The sequence below is a fragment of the Dinghuibacter sp. genome, assembly GCF_035492835.1.
Taxonomy (GTDB): domain Bacteria; phylum Bacteroidota; class Bacteroidia; order Chitinophagales; family Chitinophagaceae; genus Dinghuibacter.
This window is the reverse complement of sequence record NZ_DATJIY010000100.1, coordinates 24,209-32,278: the sequence shown is the minus strand read 5'-3', so window position 1 is coordinate 32,278 and position 8,070 is coordinate 24,209. Positions and strand designations below refer to the sequence as shown.

Below are 8,070 nucleotides of genomic sequence, written 5' to 3'. Positions count from 1 at the left end.
GGCCGTGAGGCGCCAATGGAGCCGCGAGGCCCGACTCAGGCGCGTCCGTTTGTGGCTGGTCTTTTTTATGGTCGCGCTCGTCTTGAGCGGGCTGACCGCGTTTCCGTTGGAAAGCGAATTGCGCGTGCTGGCGGGTTACTGGCCGGGGTCGGTTTGGATCAACCGGGTGTATGGGGCCCTCAGGGACGTCAATGCCCGGTATCCCTTCCTGGCTTATGGGTATGACTGGCTGGCCTTTGCGCACCTGGTCATCGCGGTGGCGTTTATCGGGCCGTTGCGTGACCCGGTGCGGAATATATGGGTGATCGGGTTTGGGATGATCGCGTGCGTGATGATCTTCCCGCTGGCGTTTATCGCGGGGGCGGTGCGCGGAATACCGGTCTGGTGGCGCGCGATCGATTGCGCATTCGGTGTGGCGGGGGTCGTGCCGCTGGCGATTTGTTACAGGGAGGTGCGTACCTTGTAGGCATGAGCCAAAATAGACGCGAATTTATCCGGGGCGCCGCGCTGGTCGGGGCGGGGATGCTGGCGGGACGGATTCCCGTACTGGCCGGGGACGGGCCGGTACCGGTGAAAAAACTTGACCCCGCGTGGGTGCGCTCGCTCTACATGCGGGGGGCGGCGACGACCTATCTCCAGAGCCGGGACGAGCTTCCCTTCATCGGCATGCCGGTGGGCGGGATCAACTGCGGGACGGTGTATCTCGGCGGGGATGGGCGGTTGTGGCTGTGGGACGTCTTTAACGACAACCAGGAAGGGATCGAGCCCAAGGAGATCGTTTGGAGCCCGGACGGAAAGACCCAGCAAAAGGTGCGGTCGAGGGACGGGGCGTGTTATGTGCAGCCCTCCAGGGATATCCGGCCGCTGGAGCAGGGTTTTGCGGTGATGCTGGAATGGGATGGGAAACAGGCGATACGGAAGCTCGAAGCGGGCGCGTGGGCGGAGATTGCATTCGAGGCCACCTACCCTATCGCCACCGTGCGGTATACCGACCCGGCGTTGCCGGTGGACATAGTTTTGCGGGCGCATACGCCTTTTATACCGCTGGACGCGGAGAGCTCGGGACTGCCTGCGACGATGATGCATGTCGAGGTGCACAATAAGACCGGTGCGCCCGTCGACGTGACGTTGCTGGGGTGGCTCGAAAACAAGGTGGGGATACGCGCGGAGGCGGCGGCGCACGCGGGGACCGCGACAGCGTTGGAACGCGTCAACCGGGCCGTGCGGGGGGATGGCTTCGCGGCGGTCTGGTCGGGTGCGGAGGGGCTCGGGCAACGGCCGGATGCGGGCACCTTCGGGCTCGCGGCGACGGGGACGCGGGCACGGGCGAATGCGAAGGCGACGATAGGGATGACGCTGACGGCGGCGCATTTTACCCTGGAAGACGAACACGGGGAGCAACGCGCCCACGAGGCCCGGGCCGCTTTGGACACGCCCCTGATTGGCGCGGTGACCGACCGCCGGCGGCTCGATGCGCATGGACGCGCGGAGATGCACTTCGTTATTGCGTGGCACTTCCCCAACCTTGTCATCAAGGGCGTCGAAGAGGGGCATGGCCGGTTTTATGCGGAAAAATTCAGCGACGCGGGCGCGGTGGTGGAGCACATCGTGGAGCGGTTCGACGAGCTCCATACGACAAGCCGCGCGTGGCAGGAGACCTGGTACGACTCCACCCTACCCTGGTGGTTCCTGGAACGGACCGTGCAGAATATATCGACGCTGGCGACGACGACGTGCCATCGTTTTGCCAACGGCCGATTCTGGGCGTGGGAAGGCGTGGGGTCCTGCCCCGGGAACTGTACCCACGTCTGGCATTATGCGCAGGCGCCGGCGCGGCTTTTCCCGTCGCTGGAGCGGGACACCCGCGGGCGCGTCGACCTGGGGCTGGCGCAGCAGGCCGACGGCGGGATATGGTTCCGGGCGGAGATGGACAAGCGGCCCGCCATCGACGGACAGGCGGGGACCGTCCTGCGGTTTTACCGGGAGCACCGGATGACGGAGGACGGGGCGTTCCTCAACGCGCACTGGCCGGGTATTAAAAGGGCGGTAGCGTTCCTGGTCGCGCAGGACCGGAACGGCGACGGCATGGAGGACACGCCGATGGAAAATACGCTCGACGCCGTTTGGAAGGGCGAAATAGCCTGGATCGTGGGGCTGTGTATCGCGGCGGTGGACGCGGGGCGGCGCATGGCGGAAGAGGCCGGCGACACGGAATTCGCGGCGGCGTGCGCCGCTTATGTCGACAAGGGGCGCGCGAACATGGAACGGCAGCTCTTCAACGGCGAATACTTCATCCACCGGCCCGATGCCGTCGAAGGCCGCAAGTCGCTGGGATCGTACGATACCTGTCACATCGACCAGGTCCTCGGACAGGCGTGGGCCTTCCAGGTGGGTCTGGGGCGGGTGCTGGACCGGGACAAGACGCTCAGCGCGCTGAAGGCGCTCTGGAAATACAACTTCACGACCGACGTCGGACCGTATATAGCGACCCATACCGGCGGCAGGCCGTATGCCCTTGCCGGCGAAGGCGGGGTGATCATGAACACGAACCCCCGTAACGAGCCAAAACCGTACGGGGACGATGTCACCTGGCAGGCGGGTTATTTCAACGAATGCATGACGGGTTTCGAGCACCAGGTCGCGGCGCACATGATGGCGGAAGGCATGACCGACGAGGCGCTTGTCATCACGCGCGCCATCCATGACCGTTATCACGCGGCCAGACGCAACCCGTTCAACGAGATCGAGTGCAGCGACCACTACGCCCGCGCGATGGCGTCCTACGGGACTTTCCTCACGGCTTGCGGGTTCGAGTACCATGGGCCGAAGGGCTACCTGAAGTTCGCGCCCCGTCTCTCACCCGACCATTTCAAGGCGCCGTTTACCGCGGCGGCGGGCTGGGGGAGCTATAGCCAGCAGCGGAGCGCAAACCGTTTTACGGCGACGGTGCATCTACGGTATGGACACCTGACGCTCCGTGAGCTGGGCGTCGAGACCGGGCCGGCATTGGGGGCTGCGAAAGGGGCCATGAATGGCGCTGCGAAAGGGCCCATAAACGGCGCTGCGCATGGGCACGTATCCGGGCCCGTCCGGGCATCGCTCCGGGGGAAGCCGGTCGGTTGCCGTACCGCGGGGGGCTCGGTGCTGTTTGACGAGGCCCTGCGGATCGAAGCGGGGGAGGCGCTGACGGTCGTCATAGGGTAACCACGACGCGAACCCCCGGGGGCGGGTCGCCCGCGGTGGACAGGTCGGCCAGGGCGATGGTCGTGGTGGCGACTTGTAATTGGCCGCTGGCGGCGAGGTCGAAGGCTTCGGGGAGGATGTCGGCGAATAGGCGCTGCACCTGCGCTTTGGACCAGGCGCCGAGACCCGAACCGGTCAGCTGGAGGTCGGTGCTGCGGAGGGTAGCGGCGGACAGCGCGATTTTGTCGCCGGTGACGCTGCCGATGGAAACGTATCGCCGGCGTTTGGTAAAACGGCCGTCGCCGGTCAGGGCGGTCAGGATCGCTTCGGCGGTGGGGCCCCAGAGGTAGTCGAGGACGATGTCGGGGTCGGCGGTTTTGGCGCGGGAGGCGAAAGCGGGGTCGGTCGTTTGCAGGAATTCATCGGCGTCTTTCAGGGTTCGCGGGGTGCGGCCAGCGGCGATCACCTGGGCGGCGCCATAGTGTTTGGCCAGCTGGACGGCGACGCGGCCGGTAAAGCCGGTGGCACCGTTGACGAGGACGACATCGCCGGGTTGGATGCCGGCCTTGCAAAGCAGCGCCATGGCGGAACCGATGACGGCGTTGGGGAGCGCGGCGGCGGTGGCGTCGTCGAGGGCGTCGGGGATGGGAACGATCCGGTCGGGGTCGATGTCGGCCCGGGGCGCCAGGGTGCCGCTGCCGAGGCCAAAGACGCGGCGGCCGTCGTCGAGCCGGAAGACGCCGTCGCTGCCCAGGGGCTGTGCGACGCTGTTGGAATAATGCAAGCCGGCGGCCCGGCTCCGGTCGAAGTGCTTGAGCGCAACGGCGAGCGTGGTGACGTTCATTTGTTTTTTGGGCAAAGCTATCGAGGCTTACCGCGGCGTGACGATAACATATGTTATCATCTGTATCTTTGCGGGGCAGCCATGCTAAAAACAACCGCTTTATTCCTGCTGACTCTATGTATACAGAGCGACTGGACGCTTCAGGAGCAACAGTCGGGTATCTCCATCTATACGCGCACCTTTCCGGACTCCAAGTTCAAGGCGATACGGGTAAAATGCCGGGTCAACGCCCCGCTGTCGCGGCTGGTGGCGGTTATCCTGGACATCGGTACGGCGCCGCAATGGGTATACGCCACCAAATCGGCTACCCTGCTCAAGCAAGTCTCGTCCTCCGAGCTATATTATCATTCCGTTATCGGTTTGCCGTGGCCCATCAGCGACCGGGACTTCATCTCTCACCTGACCGTCACCCAGGACCCGCAGACGCTGGTGGTGACCGTCAACGGTCCGACGATCCCCACGTACCTGCCGCCGCGGCCCGGTGTCGTCCGGGTGGCTTCCGGGGAGGGCACGTGGGTGCTCACGCCCGTCGCCGGCGGGGTGGCGATCGATTATACCTTGAAGACGGATCCGGGGGGGAGCCTCCCGGCGTGGCTGGTGAACCTATTCGTAACGAAGGGGCCGCTCCAAACGTTCGAGGCGTTGAAGCGGCAGCTGCAGCACACGCAGCCCGGGGCCGACTTTATAAAGGATCGTTAGCGAAAATGCGTCTTCCCCCTGGCGAGCTTGCTTTTGATACGGCTGAGGTGGACCGTGCTCACCCCCAGGTAAGATGCGATGTAATGCTGCGGGACGCGCTGTACGATGTGCGGGCGCTCGGCCAGGAGGCGCTGGTAGCGTTCCTCCGGGGTGTCGCGGATAAACGACAGGAATTCGTTCATGTAGTGCGCCTGTCGGAGGGCCGACATCCTGAGCAGGAGCGCCGGCTCCGTGGACAGGTCGTCGATGAGCGCCAGCACGTGGCGCCTGGGGAGCAGGTATACCGTGGATGGCTCGATGGTCTCGATGCTGAACAGACCGGGTGTCTCGCCCACGAAGCTTTCGAAGGAGGTGAGCCCCTCGTTTTCAAAGAAAAACTGGACCGTTTTTTCGAGCCCGTCCTTGATAAAGAAGGCGCGGACGCAGCCCTTTTCGATAAAGATGTAGTGCTGGGCGGTTTTCCCCTCTTCCAGCAGGGTCGTTTTTGCGGGGACCTCGAGGCGTTGCTGGAAAGGGAGGTATTTGTCCCAGTAGGGGTTGAGCTGGGGGAAGGTATGGCGGAAGTGGAAGAACAAGACCTTTAAGTTACGGAAAAACGTAATATTGCTGGTATGATAGCACCGTTTCCTTTATATGTGGACGAGATCGGCCCGGACGGGGTGAAAGCGACGGTGTCCAACAGGCTCACGGTGGCGTATAACGTCAGAACGATGACCCTGGACATGCCCGCCACCAACCTGGGGCGGATCATTACCGCGACCGCCGGGTTGACGGTTTTCCCGATCGGGCGTTTCGTTTGTCTGGTGATGAAGGGCGGCTCGGGTATGATCCTGCTCGACCTCGCAGGCGATGACGGGCTCGCCGAAAGGATGGCGGAAAAGCTCGGGCCCGGGTTCCAGGACAAATTCATGGCGGCATACGACAACGTCGTCAGCCACCCGGAAAAGCACGGCAGGTTCCGGTGGGTAGTGGGCGGACCGCCCACGTCATTTTCGCACGGCACCGGTATCGGGTAGGGTTTTGCTCTCCGCTACGATCGCGGCGTTGACCGCGCGTACGCGGTCCGTCTGCATCTTTTCGACCGCGCGGTCGTACGTCAGCAGACCGTTGACCTCGTGCTCCACGTCGGTGGTCTGGGTATAGATAGCGACGCTCAGCCCGCGGTATTTCATCAGCTGTTCCACTTCCTCCATCAGGAGTACGTACCGGTCCGTCAGGGCGGCAGGGGTCGGTTCGTAGGCATAGGCGTTGTTTTCCACGGGCCACATGTGCCCGCGGACGAACAGGCCGACGCCGCCGAATTCGCCGAGGGAAGCCGCGCGCCGGTGATCGGGGACAGAGGCGTGGTACGGACCCACGTAGATATGGGTGTCGACGAAGTCGCCGTTGCCCGGGTCGCCGTACGCCTTTTGGTAGGTGGGGTTGTTGTTGAAACCGGAATTGCCGTTGACCAGGCGGGAGGGATCGTAGGCTTTGACCCAGTCGGTGATTTCGCGGACATCGAAGGCGCCCCAGTTTTCGTTAAAGGGTACCCAAGCGATGATCGACGGTGAATTGTAATGTTCGTCGATGACGGCCTTGAGCTCCTTGCGGTAGGTCTCGCGGACGGTGGCGGTGTCCTCGTCCTGGTACCAGATGGCGGGCATGTCCTGCCAAATGAACAGCCCCAGCTTGTCCGCCCAGTAGTAGAAGCGCTGCGGCTCGGTTTTCATGTGTTTGCGGATGAGGTTGAAACCCGCTTTTTTGGCGAACCGCAGGTCGGAAGCCAGCGCCTCGTCGGTGGGCGCGGTCTCGACGCCGTCGGGCCAGTATCCCTGGTCGAGCAGCCCCAGCTGCATCACGAAACGTCCGTTCAGCAGGGGGCGGATGACGCCGTCGAGCTTGCCGAGGCGGATGTCGCGCATACCGAAGTAGCTGTCGACGGCGTCGGTGACGCGACCGGCGGCGTCGGTCAAGGTCAGGTGGAGGGTATAGAGAAAGGGCGTGTCGGGGGACCAGAGGCGGGGGTGGGCGATCGGGAGATCGAGATCGATCGCGCCGGTGGCCTTCGCGACGACCTGCTCCCCGTCGAGGGCGACGGCGGTTATGGCGCCACCCACGGCATCGACGGTTATTTTCAGGCGGTGGCCGGTGACGTCGGGCGTAAGCCGGATGCTTTTTATATAGTCTTCCGCGACGGGCTCGAGCCAAACGGTTTGCCAGATGCCGGAGGTGAAGGTGTAGTCGCCGCGGGGACCGTTTTTGCCGGAAGGCGTACGACCGTCGTTGGGATCGTGGGCTGCGACGACGAGCGTGTCGGCGCCGGGATGCAGGTAGGGCGTGATGTCGACCGTGAAGCCGTCATAGCCGCCGGCGTGGCTGCCGGCTTTTTTTCCGTTGACGAAAACGGTGGCCTCGTGATCGACGGCGCCGAAGTGGAGCAGGACGTTCTTCCCACGCCAGGTCGCCGGCAGGCGGACGACCTTCCGGTACCACATGTTGATTTCCTGTTTGCGGTGGATGCCGGACAGCGTGGACTCCGGACAAAAGGGGACACGGATCTTTTCGGGGGCCGCCGTGAACGTGGCGGGGGCGTCGGGGTGGAGCGCGCCGGGCGCCTGCGGGCCGCCCTGGTAGTCCCAGGGGCCGTTCAGGCAGAGCCATTGGGTGCGGCGGAGCTGGGGGCGGGGGTATTCGGAGAGGGGGATCGCGGCCTGTTGCGCGACGGCGGTCCAACGCGTGGGTAAGGGGTTCGTTTGAGCGGTGACGGCCCGGGGGACGAGCGCGGCGGCGATCAGCCAGAACTTCCACCAGGGCTTTTTGGCCGGTTCCGCGCCCTTGTTGAAGTGCTCGATGGCGGCCAGGGTGTAGGCGTGGAGACCGGCTTCGGCGCCGTCGTGGACGCGTTTGACGAGGCGTTGGCCCGGGCGCATAGACCAGCCGTTTTCTCCGGTCAACAGGAAATTCACGTACCAGTTGTCGTCCTTGGGGTCGAAGGTGAGGCGCGCGTTCTTGGTTTGGCGGATGACGACCTCGGCGACGTACCCGGCCATACCGAAGAGGATAATGCCTTGTTGTTGGGCAAAGGAGCCTTCGGGATTTTTGACCTGGCCGTTCTCGAAGGCGTCGTCGAGTACCTGGTCGAGGAGCTCGACGCTCTTCACGGAGAAATCGAGGTCGATGTCCGCCTTGGCGAAAGAGTCGCGGAGATAGGATACGGCGTTCTGGAGTTCTTCGTGTTGGCTCATCCGGGCGTTTTACCCGCCAACTTACTAAAAAATATGGTCGCCGCCGGCAAAACACCGGTTACCGACGTTCGGGCGGTCTTCACCGATTATCCATTGGCCCCGGGGAGGGGCGCGGCT

At 63.9% G+C, this 8,070-nt stretch carries 7 protein-coding genes; 4 read left to right on the top strand and 3 right to left on the bottom strand.

All coding sequences use genetic code 11. The annotated features are described in order from the left end of the window. The coding region (locus tag VL547_RS09825; protein WP_325577487.1) for a hypothetical protein at positions 1-466 on the top strand (466 nt) is incomplete at its 5' end. Positions 467-468: 2 nt separating this feature from the next. After that, complete coding sequence (locus tag VL547_RS09820; RefSeq protein WP_325577486.1) at positions 469-3,204, top strand: GH116 family glycosyl-hydrolase; 2,736 nt, start codon at positions 469-471, stop codon at positions 3,202-3,204. On the opposite strand, the gene VL547_RS09815 is transcribed toward VL547_RS09820, so the two are convergent. After that, positions 3,194-4,042, bottom strand: coding sequence for a zinc-binding alcohol dehydrogenase family protein (locus tag VL547_RS09815; protein WP_325577485.1), 849 nt, complete (start codon positions 4,040-4,042; stop codon positions 3,194-3,196). The genes VL547_RS09820 and VL547_RS09815 overlap by 11 nt on opposite strands. Positions 4,043-4,108: 66 nt before the next feature. Here VL547_RS09815 and VL547_RS09810 point away from each other — a divergent pair, with 66 nt between their 5' ends. Continuing rightward, the gene (locus VL547_RS09810; protein WP_325577484.1) at positions 4,109-4,726 is read left to right on the top strand and encodes an START domain-containing protein; all 618 of its coding nucleotides are present in this window, start codon (positions 4,109-4,111) and stop codon (positions 4,724-4,726) included. Here the strand turns inward: VL547_RS09810 and VL547_RS09805 are convergent. Continuing rightward, positions 4,723-5,301 carry a Crp/Fnr family transcriptional regulator gene (locus tag VL547_RS09805; protein WP_325577483.1) on the bottom strand — a complete coding sequence of 193 codons (579 nt, stop codon included), beginning with the start codon at positions 5,299-5,301 and terminating at the stop codon, positions 4,723-4,725. The genes VL547_RS09810 and VL547_RS09805 overlap by 4 nt on opposite strands. 36 nt (positions 5,302-5,337) lie before the next feature. Here VL547_RS09805 and VL547_RS09800 point away from each other — a divergent pair, with 36 nt between their 5' ends. After that, on the top strand, positions 5,338-5,742 hold the full coding sequence (locus VL547_RS09800) for a hypothetical protein (protein ID WP_325577482.1): 405 nt from the start codon (positions 5,338-5,340) through the stop codon (positions 5,740-5,742). Here VL547_RS09800 and VL547_RS09795 read toward each other — a convergent pair. Next, positions 5,713-7,953, bottom strand: a complete 2,241-nt coding sequence (locus VL547_RS09795) for a glycoside hydrolase family 2 protein (protein WP_325577481.1) — start codon at positions 7,951-7,953, stop codon at positions 5,713-5,715. The genes VL547_RS09800 and VL547_RS09795 overlap by 30 nt on opposite strands. Positions 7,954-8,070: the final 117 nt, after the last annotated feature.